This is a genomic window from Cellulomonas bogoriensis 69B4 = DSM 16987 (genome assembly GCF_000767165.1).
Lineage (GTDB): Bacteria > Actinomycetota > Actinomycetes > Actinomycetales > Cellulomonadaceae > Actinotalea > Actinotalea bogoriensis.
On sequence record NZ_AXCZ01000068.1, the window covers coordinates 1 to 14,115 of the forward strand.

At 72.9% G+C, this 14,115-nt stretch carries 14 protein-coding genes and 2 pseudogenes; 5 read left to right on the forward strand and 11 right to left on the reverse strand.

The genetic code is table 11. From position 1 onward, the window contains the following. The 3 genes and pseudogenes from N869_RS17705 to N869_RS07950 all read left to right on the forward strand — a co-directional run. Window positions 1–200, forward strand: a pseudogene (locus N869_RS17705) (DUF4350 domain-containing protein); the annotation flags it as partial. Beyond that, on the forward strand, window positions 197–1,375 hold the full coding sequence (locus N869_RS07945; RefSeq protein WP_456297586.1) for an AAA family ATPase: 1,179 nt from the start codon (window positions 197–199) through the stop codon (window positions 1,373–1,375). The pseudogene N869_RS17705 and the gene N869_RS07945, both read left to right, overlap by 4 nt. A gap of 8 nt (window positions 1,376–1,383) precedes the next feature. Next, a complete protein-coding gene (locus tag N869_RS07950) occupies window positions 1,384–2,676 on the forward strand; it encodes a DUF58 domain-containing protein (RefSeq protein WP_035060000.1) in 1,293 nt (430 codons plus the stop codon). Between the two features lie 220 nt (window positions 2,677–2,896). On the opposite strand, the gene pstA is transcribed toward N869_RS07950, so the two are convergent. The 5 genes from pstA to N869_RS07975 all read right to left on the reverse strand — a co-directional run bounded on the left by pstA (window position 2,897) and on the right by N869_RS07975 (window position 8,216). Beyond that, window positions 2,897–3,853 (reverse strand): phosphate ABC transporter permease PstA, encoded by a 957-nt coding sequence (pstA, locus tag N869_RS07955; protein WP_198026000.1) that lies wholly within the window; start codon window positions 3,851–3,853, stop codon window positions 2,897–2,899. Continuing rightward, window positions 3,850–4,881, reverse strand: coding sequence for a phosphate ABC transporter permease subunit PstC (gene pstC, locus N869_RS07960; protein ID WP_035060002.1), 1,032 nt, complete (start codon window positions 4,879–4,881; stop codon window positions 3,850–3,852). Before pstC ends, pstA begins: the two co-directional genes overlap by 4 nt. Before the next feature lie 86 nt (window positions 4,882–4,967). Further along, entirely contained in the window at window positions 4,968–6,089 is a 1,122-nt protein-coding gene (gene pstS, locus N869_RS07965; RefSeq protein WP_035060004.1) for a phosphate ABC transporter substrate-binding protein PstS, read from the reverse strand. Between the two features lie 117 nt (window positions 6,090–6,206). Then, entirely contained in the window at window positions 6,207–7,052 is an 846-nt protein-coding gene (gene pstB, locus N869_RS07970; RefSeq protein ID WP_035060005.1) for a phosphate ABC transporter ATP-binding protein PstB, read from the reverse strand. Between the two features lie 168 nt (window positions 7,053–7,220). After that, window positions 7,221–8,216 carry a stage II sporulation protein M gene (locus tag N869_RS07975; protein ID WP_035060007.1) on the reverse strand — a complete coding sequence of 332 codons (996 nt, stop codon included), beginning with the start codon at window positions 8,214–8,216 and terminating at the stop codon, window positions 7,221–7,223. A gap of 57 nt (window positions 8,217–8,273) precedes the next feature. Between N869_RS07975 and N869_RS07980 the strand changes: the two genes are divergently transcribed. After that, window positions 8,274–9,092: an RDD family protein gene (locus tag N869_RS07980; RefSeq protein WP_035060009.1), complete on the forward strand. Its 819-nt coding sequence runs from the start codon at window positions 8,274–8,276 to the stop codon at window positions 9,090–9,092. Window positions 9,093–9,111: 19 nt separating this feature from the next. Here N869_RS07980 and N869_RS07985 read toward each other — a convergent pair whose 3' ends face one another. From N869_RS07985 to N869_RS07995, 4 genes are all read right to left on the reverse strand, one after another. Next, window positions 9,112–9,309 (reverse strand): Trm112 family protein, encoded by a 198-nt coding sequence (locus N869_RS07985; RefSeq protein ID WP_035060011.1) that lies wholly within the window; start codon window positions 9,307–9,309, stop codon window positions 9,112–9,114. A 2-nt stretch (window positions 9,310–9,311) separates the two neighbouring features. Continuing rightward, complete coding sequence (locus N869_RS07990; RefSeq protein WP_232229659.1) at window positions 9,312–10,787, reverse strand: phosphomannomutase/phosphoglucomutase; 1,476 nt, start codon at window positions 10,785–10,787, stop codon at window positions 9,312–9,314. A gap of 53 nt (window positions 10,788–10,840) precedes the next feature. After that, window positions 10,841–10,987 carry a hypothetical protein gene (locus N869_RS17335; protein ID WP_156968432.1) on the reverse strand — a complete coding sequence of 49 codons (147 nt, stop codon included), beginning with the start codon at window positions 10,985–10,987 and terminating at the stop codon, window positions 10,841–10,843. Between the two features lie 72 nt (window positions 10,988–11,059). Continuing rightward, complete coding sequence (locus N869_RS07995; protein WP_035060014.1) at window positions 11,060–11,419, reverse strand: DUF3499 domain-containing protein; 360 nt, start codon at window positions 11,417–11,419, stop codon at window positions 11,060–11,062. Window positions 11,420–11,490: 71 nt separating this feature from the next. On the opposite strand from N869_RS07995, the gene N869_RS08000 reads away from it, so the two are divergent. Continuing rightward, window positions 11,491–11,952 (forward strand): metallopeptidase family protein, encoded by a 462-nt coding sequence (locus tag N869_RS08000; protein ID WP_084136698.1) that lies wholly within the window; start codon window positions 11,491–11,493, stop codon window positions 11,950–11,952. 18 nt (window positions 11,953–11,970) lie between these two features. On the opposite strand, the gene N869_RS08005 is transcribed toward N869_RS08000, so the two are convergent. Both N869_RS08005 and N869_RS17710 read right to left on the reverse strand, forming a co-directional pair. After that, a complete protein-coding gene (locus N869_RS08005) occupies window positions 11,971–13,578 on the reverse strand; it encodes a DUF5719 family protein (RefSeq protein WP_156968433.1) in 1,608 nt (535 codons plus the stop codon). Further along, window positions 13,575–14,115, reverse strand: a pseudogene (locus N869_RS17710) (glycosyltransferase family 2 protein); the annotation flags it as partial. The pseudogene N869_RS17710 and the gene N869_RS08005, both read right to left, overlap by 4 nt.

Here is a 14,115-nt window from a genome sequence, read left to right on the forward strand (position 1 = left end):
CGGCCCGCTCCGCAGCACGCCTGGGCCTGCCGCGGACCGCCGGCGCCCCCGCCGTCATCGACACCGTCGCCCGCGCGACCGGCAGGCCTCCCGTCGAGGTCGAGGCACTCCTCTACGGACCACCACCCCCGGACGACACGGGCCTGCTCCAGCTGGCCCGTCGGCTCGACGAGCTCGAGAGCGAGGTTCACCGCACGTGACCGACCAGAACTGGACCACCCCACCGCAGCAGCCGGACGGCGAGCGCCCCCCGGCACCCGAGGAGACCCCGGCCCAGGCGCCACCCGCACCCCCGGGCCTGCCCGCGACCGAGCAGGCCCCCGTGCCCGCACCCGTGCCCGCATCTGTGCCCGCACCTGTGCCCGCACCTGTGGAGCCCACGGGTCCGGGAACGGACGACGGTCCGGCTCACGTGCTCACCCCCTCCGAGGAGCTGCGCCAGGGTCTGGCTGCGCTGCGCGCCGAGGTCGCCAAGGCCGTCGTCGGGCAGGACGCAGCCGTCACCGGGCTGGTCATCGCGCTCCTGTGCCGCGGGCACGTGCTGCTCGAGGGCGTGCCCGGGGTGGCCAAGACCCTCCTGGTGCGCACCCTGAGCGCCGCGCTGGACCTCGACACCAAGCGGGTGCAGTTCACACCCGACCTCATGCCCGGTGACGTCACGGGTTCGCTGGTCTACGACGCGCGCACAGCGGAGTTCTCGTTCCGCGAGGGACCGGTGTTCACGAACCTGCTCCTGGCGGACGAGATCAACCGCACACCCCCCAAGACCCAGGCGTCCCTGCTGGAGGCCATGGAGGAGCGTCAGGTCTCCGTGGACGGCACCCCCCGCGCCCTTCCCGACCCGTTCGTGGTCGTCGCCACCCAGAACCCCGTCGAGTACGAGGGCACCTACGCGCTGCCCGAGGCCCAGCTCGACCGGTTCCTGCTCAAGCTCACCCTCCCCCTGCCCGAGCGGGAGCACGAGGTCGAGGTCATGAGGCGCCACTCCCAGGGGTTCGACCCCCGGGACCTGGCCGCCGCCGGGGTCCGCCCCGTGAGCGACGCCGACCAGCTCACCCGCGCCCGGGAGGAGGTCGCCCGCGTCCAGGTCGCAGACGAGGTCCTCGCGTACGCGGTGGACGTGTGCCGGGCCACGCGGCAGTCCCCGTCGCTGTCCCTGGGCGTCTCACCCCGAGGGGCCGCGGCGCTCCTGGCGGCCGCCAGGGCGTGGGCGTGGTTGTCCGGGCGCGGCTACGTCACACCCGACGACGTCAAGGCGCTCGCCCACCCCACCCTGCGCCACCGCGTCCAGCTGCGTGCGGAGGCCGAGCTCGAAGGGGTGACCGCCGAGAGCGTCCTGGACACCGTCCTGGCAGCCGTACCCGTCCCCCGCTGAGACCGCCGATGACGATCACCTGGAGGGCCGTGGCCCTCACCGCACTGGGCGCGGTCCCGGTGCTGCTGCTGCCCGTGCCCCTCGTGGTGGTCGGCTGGGCGCTGCTCGTGGTCACGCTGTGCGTGGTCGACGTCGCTCTCGCTGCCTCACCGCGCCAGGTCCAGGTCGAGCGCACCGTGCCCACCTCGGTGCGGCTCACCGAGAGCACGCGGTCCACACTCACCGTCACCAACCTGGCCGCGCGCCGCCTGCGGGCCCTGGTCCGCGACGCGTGGCAACCCTCGGCCGGGGCCACCGGCAACCGCCACCCGGTCGACCTGCCACCGGGCGAGGCGCGACGCCTGGTCACGCCCCTGCTCCCCACCCGCCGGGGCGACAGGGCTGCCGACCGCGTCACCCTGAGGTCCTTCGGCCCGATGCGGCTGGCCGCACGGCAGGTGTCCCTGGACGTGCCGGGACGGTTGCGGGTGCTGCCGGAGTTCGCCTCCCGCCGTCACCTGCCCAGCCGCCTCGCGCGCCTGCGCGAGCTGGACGGGCGCACCGCGGTGCAGGTGCGGGGCTCGGGCACCGAGTTCGACTCGCTGCGGGAGTACGTGATCGGGGACGACGTCCGGTCCATCGACTGGCGGGCCACCGCACGACGGTCCGAGGTCGTGGTGCGCACCTGGCGGCCCGAGCGTGACCGCCGCGTGCTGATCGTGCTCGACACCGCCCGCACGTCCGCCGCGCGCATCGGCGACCTCCCCCGCATCGACGCGTCGATGGAGGCAGCCCTGCTCCTGTCGGCGCTGGCCGCCAAGGCCGGGGACCGGGTCGACCTCATCGCGTTCGACCGGCGCGTGCGCGCGCAGGTCGCCGGGACGGGCGGCGGGAAGCTCATGCCGGCACTCGCGGACGCGATGGCACCCCTGGAACCCAACCTGGTCGAGACGGACTGGCCGGGGGTGGTGGCCGCCGTCCGCGAGCGCCTGTCGCAGCGGGCCCTGGTCGTGCTGCTGTCAGCGCTGGAACCCGCGGCGGTGGAGTCCGGGCTGCTGCCGGTCGTGGGTCCCCTGGCCCACGACCACATGGTCGTGCTCGCCTCCGTCGCGGACCCTGAGGTGGCCGAGCTGCGGGCCCGCCGCGGTGACGTCGCCGAGGTGTTCGACGCCGCGGCGGCCGAACGCACCGAGCTGGAACGGTCCGCGGTCACCCTGCAGCTGCGCCGACGTGGTGTGGAGGTGGTCGACGCGCTGCCGCACGACCTCGCGCCCCGGCTCGCCGACACCTACCTCGCGCTGAAGGCCGCCGGACGCCTGTGAGGGACGTCCGGCGGCCTTGCCGCCATGGGTGACACTGGTGGGGTGAACCGACGCCCCTCCGTCCTGGAACGACGCCGCCGTCAGGCGCGCACCATCGCGATCGTCGTCGCGCTCGCGTTCGTCGCGACGCTGGCACTGCCCTACATGGCCCTCGTCATGTGAGGCGGCCCCGGGTCCGGCGGACCCGAGGGCACCGACCCGGCTGCGTCGACCCGTCGTCTCAGACCCGGTGGGCCTTGAGCGCCCGGTTGCCGATCCAGCGGGCGAGCACCGTGAGGACAAGCACGATCACCAGGAGCGCCAGCGCACCGCCCCAGGCGCGCTCGATGCCCGGGGCGAACGGCTGGCGGGCACCGTTGTAGATCTGCAGCGGCACCGCGCCGATCGCGACGTTGAACAGGTCGGTGATGATGTTGATGTTGCCGAAGGCCGTGAGGATCAGGGGCGCGGTCTCGCCCGTGGCCCTGGCGACGGCCAGCATCGCGCCCGTGGCCAGGCCAGGCCCTGCCGCCGGGAGCACGACCTTCATCGTCGTCTGCCACTTGCGGGCACCCAGGGCGAAGGCCCCCCGTCGCAGCTCGTCGGAGACGGTCTTGAGGACCTCCTCGGACGAGCGCACCACGATCGGGAGCATGACGATCGCCAGGGCCACGGCACCCGGGAACGCCCCGAACGAGATCTGGCCGCCCGAGCCCACGATCAGCAGGGCGTAGACCGCGAGGCCCACGAACACCGACGGGATGCCGGTCATGACGTCGGTGAAGAACCGGATGACCGTCGCGAACAGGCCGCGCCCGTAGTCCACGAGGTAGACCGCGGCCGCCAGGCCCACGGGCAGTGCCATCGCCGTGGCCCACAGGACCATGATCCCGGTCCCGACGAACCCTGCCGCGTAGCCACCGCCCTCGCGCGCCGGTGGGGCCTCGCGCTCGGTGAGGAACTCCCAGGAGATGACGCCGAGCCCGCGTTGGGCGACCTGGGCGACGATGAGGACCAGGGGGATCGCCGCCAGCACCATGACGATCATCAGAAGCACCTTCAGGGTGCGGTCGGCGAGGGTGCGGCGGGCCGCACCCCTGCCCCGGACCGTGAGGCGGGGGTGCCCGGAGGCGGTGAGCTGCTCGGGCGTCAACGACGTCAGGGGCCCGGTGCCGCGTCGGTCGAGGGTCTGTGTCACAGCGCGTCTCCAGCTCCTGCGGTCTTGGCGAACCGCCACACGATGAGTCGGGCGACGATGTTCACGACCATCGTCACGATGAACAGCACGACGCCGATGCCCATGAGCGCGACGAGCGTCTCCGGCGAGGCGTCCTGGAAGGTGGCCGCGATGTGAGCGGCCAGGGTGTCCCCGGCGAAGAACAGGCGGGTGTCGAACCGTTGGGAACCACCCACCAGCATGAGGACGGCGATCGTCTCGCCCAGGGCCCGCCCGAGGCCGAGCATGGTCGCCCCGACGATGCCCCCGAAGCTGCGGGGCAGCACCACCTTGCGCAGCACCTCGGACTTGGTGGCGCCGAGCCCGTAGGCGGCCTGCACCTCGTCCACGGGGGTGGTGGCCATGACCTCACGGGTGACGGCCGTGATGATCGGCAGGATCATGATCCCCAGGACCACACCGGCGTGGAAGTAGTTGACGTTCGGGACGCTGCCGCCGAAGAACGGCAGGAACCCCAGGACCGAGTTCAGCCAGATCGAGAACGGGTGCAGGACGGTCGGCACGAACCACAGCAGGCCCCACAGCCCGAAGATGATCGAGGGGACCGCGGCGAGGATCTCGACCGAGTACGACATCAGCTGCCGGACCCTGCTGGCGGCGTAGAAGTTGATGAACAGTGCCACCCCGATCGACATCGGCAGGGCGATGCCCACCGCGATCAACGAGGTGTAGATGGTGCCCCACACGAACGGCCAGGCGCCGTAGGTCCCGGTGAACTCCTGGCGGCTGAAGCCGGCGTGCCACTCCGTGCCGAACACGAAGCTGAAGAACCCCTGGTACTGGAACACGGGCAGGGCGTCGCTGACGGTGCGCACCACCATCGCACCCAGGACGAGCAGGACTGTGGCGCCTGCCGCCCACAGCATGATCGTGAACGCGCGGTCGGAGTAGCGCGCGGCACCGCGGGACCGCAGTGCACTGGGCTCTTCGACGGGCGTCGTGGACGCCCCGGCGGACGGCCCGGTACCGGGGGATGCGCTCGAGCTCATGGTCACCCTTCGAGGACGGCACGGGACGAGGGTGGCCGGCCGGCACGGCCCGCCACCCTCGTCACCGTCGTACGGTCGGTCAGGGCTCAGCCCTGGCTGTTGATCCGGTCGATGGACTCCGCGACCCGTGCGCGCAGGCCCTCGCCGAGGGGGGCGTAGCCGAGCTCCTCGGCCAGGTCCCGGGCCTCGTCGCTCTGGGTCGCCCAGGTCCAGTAGTCGCGCAGCATCGCCCCGGTGTTCTCGTCGTAGCCGCACTCCCAGACGAAGATCCAGTTGGCCCCGGCGATCGGGAAGCCCTCACCGGCGACGTCGAGGATGTCGAACTGGAAGTTGTCCGGGATATCCAGGACCTCCAGCGCCTCGGTGGTGGCCTCCAGGGTGGCACTGACGGCGTTGCCGTCGTCGTTGATCACCCGTGCGGTGGGCAGGTCCTCGACCAGGGCGTACGCCTGGTTCACGTACCCCACACCACCGGCGTTCTGCTGGATGCCCTGCGTCACGCCCTCGTTGCCCTGCCCGCCGATGGTGTCGGCCGGCCACTGCACCTCGGTGCCGGCACCCAGCTCCCAGTTCTCGGCCGTGTGGTCCAGGTAGGTGGTGAACACCGAGGTGGTGCCCGAGCCGTCGGACCGGTGCACCGGGATGATCTCCATGTCCGGCAGGTCCATGTCGGGGTTCAGCTCGGCGATCGCCGGGTCGTTGTAGTTGGTGATGTCGCGCTGGAAGATCCCGGCGATCGCCTCGGCGTCCAGGACCAGGTCGGCGAGCTGCTCGTCGCCGAACGCGATGGTCACCGCGCCGAACAGGACGGGGAACTGGATGGCCTCGCAGCCGCGGGCCTCGGCGGCCTCGTCCAGGTCCTCGTCGCGCAGGTAGCGCTCGGAGGACCCGAAGTCCACGGTCTGGAGCAAGAACTGCTCGATCCCCCCACCGGAACCGATCCCTTGGTAGTTGATCGACACCCCGGGCTGGACCGAGCCGGAGTACTCGAACGCCCAGTCCTGGAAGACCGGGTTGGGGAACGTCGCGCCGGCGCCGTCGAGCGCGCCGGAGAGCTGGTCACCGTCCGCGGCGTCGCCGTCGTCCGTTGCGGTCGCACCGGGGGCGGGAGCGTCCGGGAGGTCACCGTCGCCGCCGCACGCGGTCAGGACGAGGGCGGAGGATGCGACGAGCGCCGTGACGATGCTGCTCTGACGCGTGATGCGCATGGGATGTGTCCTTCGACAAGTCGGGGTCCTGCTCTGTCGCCCGAACGCTCCCAAGCCCAGGTGGACCCGTCCCGGATGAACGGTGAACCGCCGGTGAACGGTCGGGCAACGCTCACCTCACCCGAAACGTCCGGAGATGTAGTCCTCGGTGCGCTTGTCGTGGGCGCCGGCGAAGATCGTCGCCGTGGTGTCGAACTCGACCAGGGCTCCGGTGCGCTCCCCCACCTCGTCGTCGATGTCGACCGTCAGGAACGCGGTCATGTCCGACACCCGGGCCGCCTGCTGCATGTTGTGGGTGACGATGACGATCGTGTACTCGTCCTTCATCTCCCGCATCAGGTCCTCGATCTTGAGGGTCGCGATCGGGTCCAGCGCCGAGCACGGCTCGTCCATGAGGATGACGTCCGGGTCGACCGCGATCGCACGGGCGATGCACAGGCGCTGCTGCTGACCACCGGAGAGGGAGAACCCGCTCTCCTTCAGCTTGTCCTTCACCTCGTCCCACAGGAACGCCTTGCGCAGCGACTCCTCGACCAGGTCACCCATGTCGCCCTTGTAGCCGTTGAGCCGTGGGCCGAACGCCACGTTGTCGAAGATCGACTTGGGGAACGGGTTGGGCTTCTGGAACACCATGCCGATGCGGCGGCGCACCTCGACCGGGTCCACGTCCGGGGCGTAGATGTCCTCGCCGTTGTACATGATCTTGCCGTCGACCGAGGCCCCGGCGATCAGGTCGTTCATGCGGTTCAAGGACCGCAGCAACGTCGACTTGCCGCAGCCGGACGGCCCGATGAGCGCCGTGATCTCGTTGCGGGGGATGTCCATCCCCACGCCCTTCACGGCGGTGAAGCTGCCGTAGCGGACCGTCGCGTCGCGCAGCTCGAAGACGGGTGCGCCGACAGGCTCACGGGTGGGGCGGTTGGGGGCGGCGACGCTCACCGCGCCGGCTGCCTGCGGGTCCATGCTCTCCTCCGGGGGCTGAGGTGCCCACCTGAGTCGTCAGGCTCCACGCACGGGACGCAGCGGCACCAGGCACCGTCAGGATGGACACGAGCGGTGAACGCCCGGTGAACCCCGGAGGTCCTGACCCTGTCGGGAACCCGACGGGTGGGTGTCCACCGCCGGGGTCGCTCAGGCAGCCAGCGGGACCGCGTCCACGTTGTGGTCCGCGCGCAGGTCACCGGTCTCACCGGCAGCCGCGGCCCGGCCACCCAGGACCAGCGTGTAGACCCAGTACCCCGCCAGCGCGATCGCCCCGATGACGATCTTCAGCCACCAGGGCATCTCGGACGGGGTGACGAAACCCTCGATGAGCCCCGCGAGGGCCAGCACGCCCACCAGGCCCAGCGCGACCACGAACAGCGAGCGCCCTTCCTCCGCGACCGCCCGGCCGCGGGGACGACCCCCCGGTGAGACCAGGGTCCAGAAGATCTTCAGGCCCGCTCCGCCCGCGACGAAGATGGCGGTCAGCTCCAGCAGACCGTGCGGCAGGATCAGCTGGAAGAAGATCCCCAACCCGTCGTGCAGCGCCATGATGCCGCCGGCCGCGCCGACGTTCACGGCGTTCTGGACCAGGACGTACACCGGCCACACCCCGCTGATGCCCAGGGCCACGCTCTGGGCCGCGATCCACGCGTTGTTGGTCCACACCTGCGCCGCGAAGCTCTCGCCCGGGTGGTTGGTGTAGTAGTTCGCGAACTCCTGCTCGGCGTACTGCTGCAGCTGGCTGGGTGGGCCGATCGCCGCCTGGGCCTCGGGCGACTGGTACACGTGCACCCCCGAGACCACCGCCAGGAGGCAGAACGCGACCATGACCGCGACCGTCCACCACCGCACCCGGTAGAACGCGACGGGCACCGTGACGACCACGAACCGGGCCACGTCCCGCCACGACGGCTCGTGCGCGCCGGCGATCCGAGCCCGGGCCCGGGACAGCACGTCGGACAGGTGCGCCACGGCGGCGGGGTCGGGCGCCGAGGACCGCACCGTGGACAGGTGGGTGGCGGTGGTCTGGTACAGACGCACGAGCTCGTCGCTCTCTGCCCCGGTGAGCCGACGGCGGCGCGCGAGCTCGTCCAGGCGGGCCCACGTCGGGGCGTGCACGGCGGAGAACGCGTCGAGGTCCACGCCCGGTAGCCTGCCACAGCAGGCCCCGAGCGGGGCGAACCGACCGCAGGAGAGCCAGTGAGCGACGAGATCGTCATCGGTGAGGGCGTGGTCCTGGACCAGCGCCCGGCATCCTTCGCCACGCGGGCCGTCGGTGCGGTGATCGACCTGCTCGCGCTCGCCGCTGTCGGGCTCGTGGCGGTGCTGATCGGCGCACCGTTGATCACCAACGTGGATCCGGCCGCCGCCGCGGCCCTGACCATCGCCCTGGTGGTCACCGTCCTGGTGATCCTCCCGGCCACGGTCGAGACCCTCACCCGGGGCAGGTCCCTGGGCAAGGTCACCATGGGCCTGAGGGTCGTGCGGGACGACGGTGGCCCGGTGCGCGTGCGGCACGCCACGATCAGGTCGCTGGTCGGCGTGGGCGAGGTGATCCTGACCGTCGGGTCGGTGGCCCTGATCGCCTCGATCGTGCACCCGCAGTCCAAGCGCCTGGGCGACATGCTCGCCGGGACCTACTCCGTGCGGGTCCGTGGCGGCCAACGTGCGCTGCCCCCCCTGGTGATGCCACCCGAGCTGGCCGCGTGGGCCGCCGGGACCGACATCCGTCGGCTGCCCGACGGGCTGGCCCTGTCCGTACGCCAGTTCCTGGGCCGGGCCACGACCCTGCACGTGGCGTCACGGATCCGGCTGGGGCACGACCTCGCCGGAGAGGTGGAGCGCTACGTGGCGCCGGGCCCCCCGCCAGGGACCCACCCAGAACGGTTCCTCTCGGCGGTGCTCGCCGAGAGGCGCGAGCGGGAGTTCGCCCACTCCTCCCGCGCGGCGGACGCCGCCGCCGCCGAGGCCAAGGCCGTACGGCGGCTACCCCACGCGGTCCCGGACCCCGCGGACTGACACCGGACCCGGGACGGGCTCAGACGGTGCCCGAGACCGGCCTCGCCTCGTCCACGAGCAGGACCGGGATGCCCTGGCGGACCGGGTAGCCCAGGGCGCACGTGCGTGCGGTGCACACCAGCTCCTCGCCGCCGTCGGGCGCGGTCCCGTCCGCGAGCTCGCCGTGGCAGGCCGGGCAGCGCAGGGCCTGCCGCACCCAGGGGCTGAGGTCGGTCACGGTCACTCCTGTCCCTGACGCACCAGCGCCAGCACGTCGTCACGAACCTTGATCATGATGTCCTCGTCCGCCGCCTCGACGTTGAGCCGGAGCAGGGGCTCGGTGTTGGAGGCCCGGAGGTTGAACCACCACCGGGGGTGGTGGTCCCAGTGCGAGACCGTCAGGCCGTCGAGCTCGTCGACCGTCACCGGTCCCCCACCTTCGCGCCTCACGTAGGCCTCGACCACCCGCTCACGCGCCGCAGGCACGTCGGCGACCCGCGAGTTGACCTCACCGCTGGCGACGTAGGGCTGGTACGCCTCGGCCAGCGCCGACAACGGCACGGGCCGCCCGTCCGGCGTGACCGCCCCGCCCAGCGCCGCCAGCACGTGCAGGGCCGCCAGCATGCCGGTGTCGGCGTGGAAGAAGTCCCGGAAGTAGTAGTGGGCCGAGTGCTCGCCCCCGAACACCGCGCCCTCGCGCGCCATCTCGGCCTTGATGAACGAGTGGCCCACGCGGGTCCGGACGGTCCGCGCACCGGCCGCCTGCAGCAGGTCGGGCACCACCTGGGACGTGATCAGGTTGTGGATGACGACGGGGCTGCCACCGGCGGCCTTCTCACGCTCGACCTCGCGCAGCCCCACCAGGGCGGTGATCGCCGAAGGGCTCACCGGGGCGCCCAGCTCGTCGACGACGAAGCACCTGTCGGCGTCCCCGTCGAACGCCAGCCCCAGGTCGGCCCCGTGGTCGACGACCGCCGCCTGCAGGTCGCGCAGGTTCGCCGGCTCCAGGGGGTTGGCCTCGTGGTTCGGGAACGACCCGTCCAGCTCGAAGTACAGGGGCACCACGTCGACGGGCAGCTCGGCGAGACCCGCGGCGGACCCGAGGACCGCGGGAACCGTCAGGCCCGCCATCCCGTTGCCCGCGTCGACCACGACCTTCAGGCGGCGCACCCCACCCAGGTCGACGAGCCCGCGCAGGTAGGTCGCGTACTCGGCGAGGGTGTCGCGGTCCCGGACGGTACCGGGCTCCGCCGCGGGGGCCGGCACCCCCTGGGCCAGGAACCGGGCGGTCAGCTCCCGCACCTCGGCCAGGCCCGTGTCCTGCCCCATGGGGCGCGCACCGGCATGGCACAGCTTGATCCCGTTGTACTCGGCGGGGTTGTGGGAGGCGGTGAACATCGCACCGGGCAGCCCCATCGCGCCCGAGGCGTGGTAAAGGCCGTCGGTCGAGCACAGACCGATCCGGACCACGTCCGTCCCCACCCCACGCACACCGTCGGCGAACGCCTCGACCAGAGCCGGCCCGGAGGGACGCATGTCACGGCCCACCACCACCGCCGGCACCGGGTCACCGGCCTGGGCCACCACCCGTGCGAACGCAGCGCCGATCGCCCGCGCGACGGTGGGGCTGAAGGGGTCGGGGACCACCCCACGCACGTCGTAGGCCTTGATCAGGTCATCCAGGTCCGGCACAGGGCCAGAAGGTGTCGACGTCACAGCGGCAGCCTAGAGCCCCCACGCAGAACCCGTGCCCCGCCGGGCTCCCGCCGTCACCGCCGACGGCGCTCGGCGCTCTTCAGCACCGTCTCGATCGGCAGGCCCTCCCACCCACCGTCGGCAGCCTGGCGGTACCAGGCCCGCGTCTCGCACACCTGGCACGAGACGAACGTGACGTCCGTCCCGTCGGTCAGCACCATGGGAAGGCGCGTCAGGTTCGAGCTGCCGCACGTCGCACACGCCTCGACGCCATCCCCCCGGGGTGCCACGGCTCAGGGAACCTCTCCGCGCAGCACCCGCAGGTGCCCTCGACGGGTGATCTCCGACGCCTCCGGCTCGGCCGGGGCCTGCTCGACCTTCGCCCGGCCCGCCTCACGGACCGCGTCGGCCAACGCCACCAGGTCGTCCGGGCTGGGACCGGCAGGCACGAACTCGGGAGTCAACCTGACGACCTCCCAGCCCCGCGGGGCCGTCAGCCTGCCCGCGTGCTCGGCACAGAGGTCGTAGGAGTGGGGCTCGGCCAGGTTCGCCAACGGCCCCAGGACCGCGGTCGAGTCCGAGTACACGTAGGTGAGCGTCGCGACGGCGGGCCTCCCGCAGGCGCTGCGTGAACACTGACGTCCGGACCTCACGAGACCTGAGCCTACCCGCGACCACCACCGGGACGGCACCACCACGCCGGTGCCGGACCTACAGTGAGGGGGTGGCCAGACCAGACACCGCCCCGAGCGCATCGGGGCGGCCTGCACCCGTGCTCGGCCCGCGTCGTCGCGACCGCCGCGGACGAGGGCTGCGCGGGCCCCTGCTCCCCCCCTCCCTGCCCGGGCACCGCACCCGCGCCGCACGCTTCGACGAGCTCGTCCTGGAGGCCGTGGGACGCCTCGAACGGCGATGGGGCCCGCAGATCGTCGGGACGGAGTTCGCGGTCGAGGACGTCCCGCCCTCCGAGCCCGCGCCGTGGGAGACCGGCGGGGTCCCCCTGGGTCGGTGCTTCCCCGGCGACGTCGGCCAGCCCGCACGTGTCGTGGTCTACCGGCGACCGGTCGAGACCCGCGCCGTCGACGAGGCGGACCTCACCGACCTGGTGCGTGACGTCGTGGTCGAGCAGGTCGCCCACCTCCTGGGCCGGTCGCCCGACGACGTCGACCCCCGGTTCGGCGGCTGACCGCACCAGGGGGACGCCTCACCGCACCCGGACGGTGATCTCGGGACGGTCCGGCGGCGACGGGGGCGGGACCAGCACCGAGACCAGGACCCCCTCGTCCGTGCCGGCCTCCAGGACGGCCGCCCAGGCCACGTCCGGCGACGCGGTACGGACCACCACACCGGCGACCCGGGCGGGGTCGAGCTCGTCGGCGCCCTCCGCCATGTCCACCAGTGCCGGGACCGTCAGGGAGGTGGTGCGGCCGGCGACGGTCGACTCCACCAGGGCCAGGACCGCCCCGTCCGCGTCGCGCAGCTCGAGCTCCACCCCCGCCGGGCGCCCGACCGACGCCAGGACCAGCCGCGCATCGACACCGGGCGGGAGCGCCAGCACGCCCGAGGCGTCCTCGGAGGGGTGCACGCTCGCGACCCACGCACGCTCCACCGGACCCGCCGGCCCGGTGGTCGGGCCGTCCTCCTCAGCGCCCACGTCGAGCCCCTGGTCACCACCACGCGTCACCATGCCGGCAGCGACCACAGGCGCATCCGCCTCGACCACGACCGTGTAGTCACCGGCCGGCAGCCCCCCCACCGGCACGTCCAGCACGGACCCGGCCTCGAGGTCGACCGACGTCGCGCCCGGCAGCTCGACCTCGCCCTCGACCCCCAGGAGCCTGATCTCGACCGAGGCGTCCTCGTGCGGGGCCAGCAGTCTCAGCACGGCCACGTCCTCGCCGTCCGCACCCGACTCCTGCACAGCAAGACCCGGCACCACCTGACGCCCCGCGGGCATCGCACCGGCAGTCACCAGATCGACCCCTCGGGGGATCAGGCCTTCCAGGCGGGAGTCCTGCAGGTAGGCGGTCACCAGACCCCCGGACGCCACGAGGCCCACCACGATCCGACGCTGCTCGGCGGCCAGCCCCTCCAGCAGGACGACCCTCTCCGTCCCGGCCGGCACCAGGAACTGCGGTGCGCCGGCAGGCTCGACCGGGCCCGTCGGGCCCCACAGCGACAGGTCCACCGTCGCTGCGGTGCTGCCGGGGTTCTGCAGCACGAGCCGGGCACTGGACCCCAACGACGTGCTGCCGCCCACGAGCCACGACTGGGCCGCGGGCGCACGGCAGGCCCCACCCACCAGCCCGCGGAGGTCGCCCTCGTCGGCCCGGGTCAGGGTGGTTCCAGCAGCCCAGGCCGCACCGTCACCGCCAGGCCCGGCACGCAGGACCGTACCTGCGACCGGGTCCGTCGTCGGATCGACCCCGTCCGGGTTCTCGGCCTCTGCGCCCAGGGTCCGCGCGGTGAGGGGGACCGCACCCACGGAGAGCGCCGTGACGCCCGTGGTCCCCTCCTGCGCCGTGGGGTCGAACTGCGGGTCGTAGGCGACGTCCTCGGTGTCGTCCGGGGCCGTCGGCAGACGCGCAGGGCCCGGGCACACCAGGGTCGTGACAGCCGGTGGGACCGGGACCGAGACCTGCTCCACCTGTCCCCCCGACCGGGGTGGCGTCAGGGAGCCGATGGTGACCACAGCCGCGGTCAGGCCCAGCACGCCGGCCCCGGTCGCGGCACGCACCAGCACCCGCCCCACCCGACCCGCCCGGTGCACGGGCTCAGGGTCCGGCGGCAGCACAGGGTCGGTGGAGGTCACCACCGCGCACCTCCTCGACGTCGACGCACAGGGACGGCCAGCAGGAGCGAGGCGAGCAGCACCGTGCCCTGCAGCACGAGCCACGGTGCGCGGGCCTGGGGCTCGAAGTCGACCACCAGGCGCCCGCCGTCGCCCCCGAGCTCGAAGGCCTGCTGCCACGGCGTCTGGACGGTGCGCAGCGGCCGCCCGTCCAGCCACGCCCGCCAGCCGGGGTCCGCCCGCTCGGTCAGGACCAGGAGCCGGTCGGGGCCCGGCTCGATCACCGTGTCCACCCGACCGCCCCGGGCCGGGACGACGCCCCTGACCTCGCCGCTCGTCCCGCCGGCCGCATCGACCAGCCGGGCCCAGGCGGTCACCGTCCCGACCTCACCCGCCGCGACACGCCAGATGATCCCGGACTCGGTCTCGGTCATCCGCTCGAGCGCCAGCGTCGCGTCCAGCCGACCGACGAGCTCGGCGTGGGCCGCGACCCAGCCCTGGTCGCCGTCGTGGTGCACGTCGACCGGCGCGACGTGCACCGCACCGACGGCGAGGTCG

What these genes read in the sequence shown, in the direction of transcription:
- N869_RS17335 (WP_156968432.1), bottom strand. Translation starts at nt 10,987, where the DNA reads ATGGTGCTGACCGACGGGACGGACGTCACGTTCGTCTCGTGCCAGGTG.
- pstB (WP_035060005.1), bottom strand. Translation starts at nt 7,052, where the DNA reads ATGGACCCGCAGGCAGCCGGCGCGGTGAGCGTCGCCGCCCCCAACCGC.
- N869_RS07950 (WP_035060000.1), top strand. Translation starts at nt 1,384, where the DNA reads ATGACGATCACCTGGAGGGCCGTGGCCCTCACCGCACTGGGCGCGGTC.
- pstC (WP_035060002.1), bottom strand. Translation starts at nt 4,881, where the DNA reads ATGAGCTCGAGCGCATCCCCCGGTACCGGGCCGTCCGCCGGGGCGTCC.
- pstS (WP_035060004.1), bottom strand. Translation starts at nt 6,089, where the DNA reads ATGCGCATCACGCGTCAGAGCAGCATCGTCACGGCGCTCGTCGCATCC.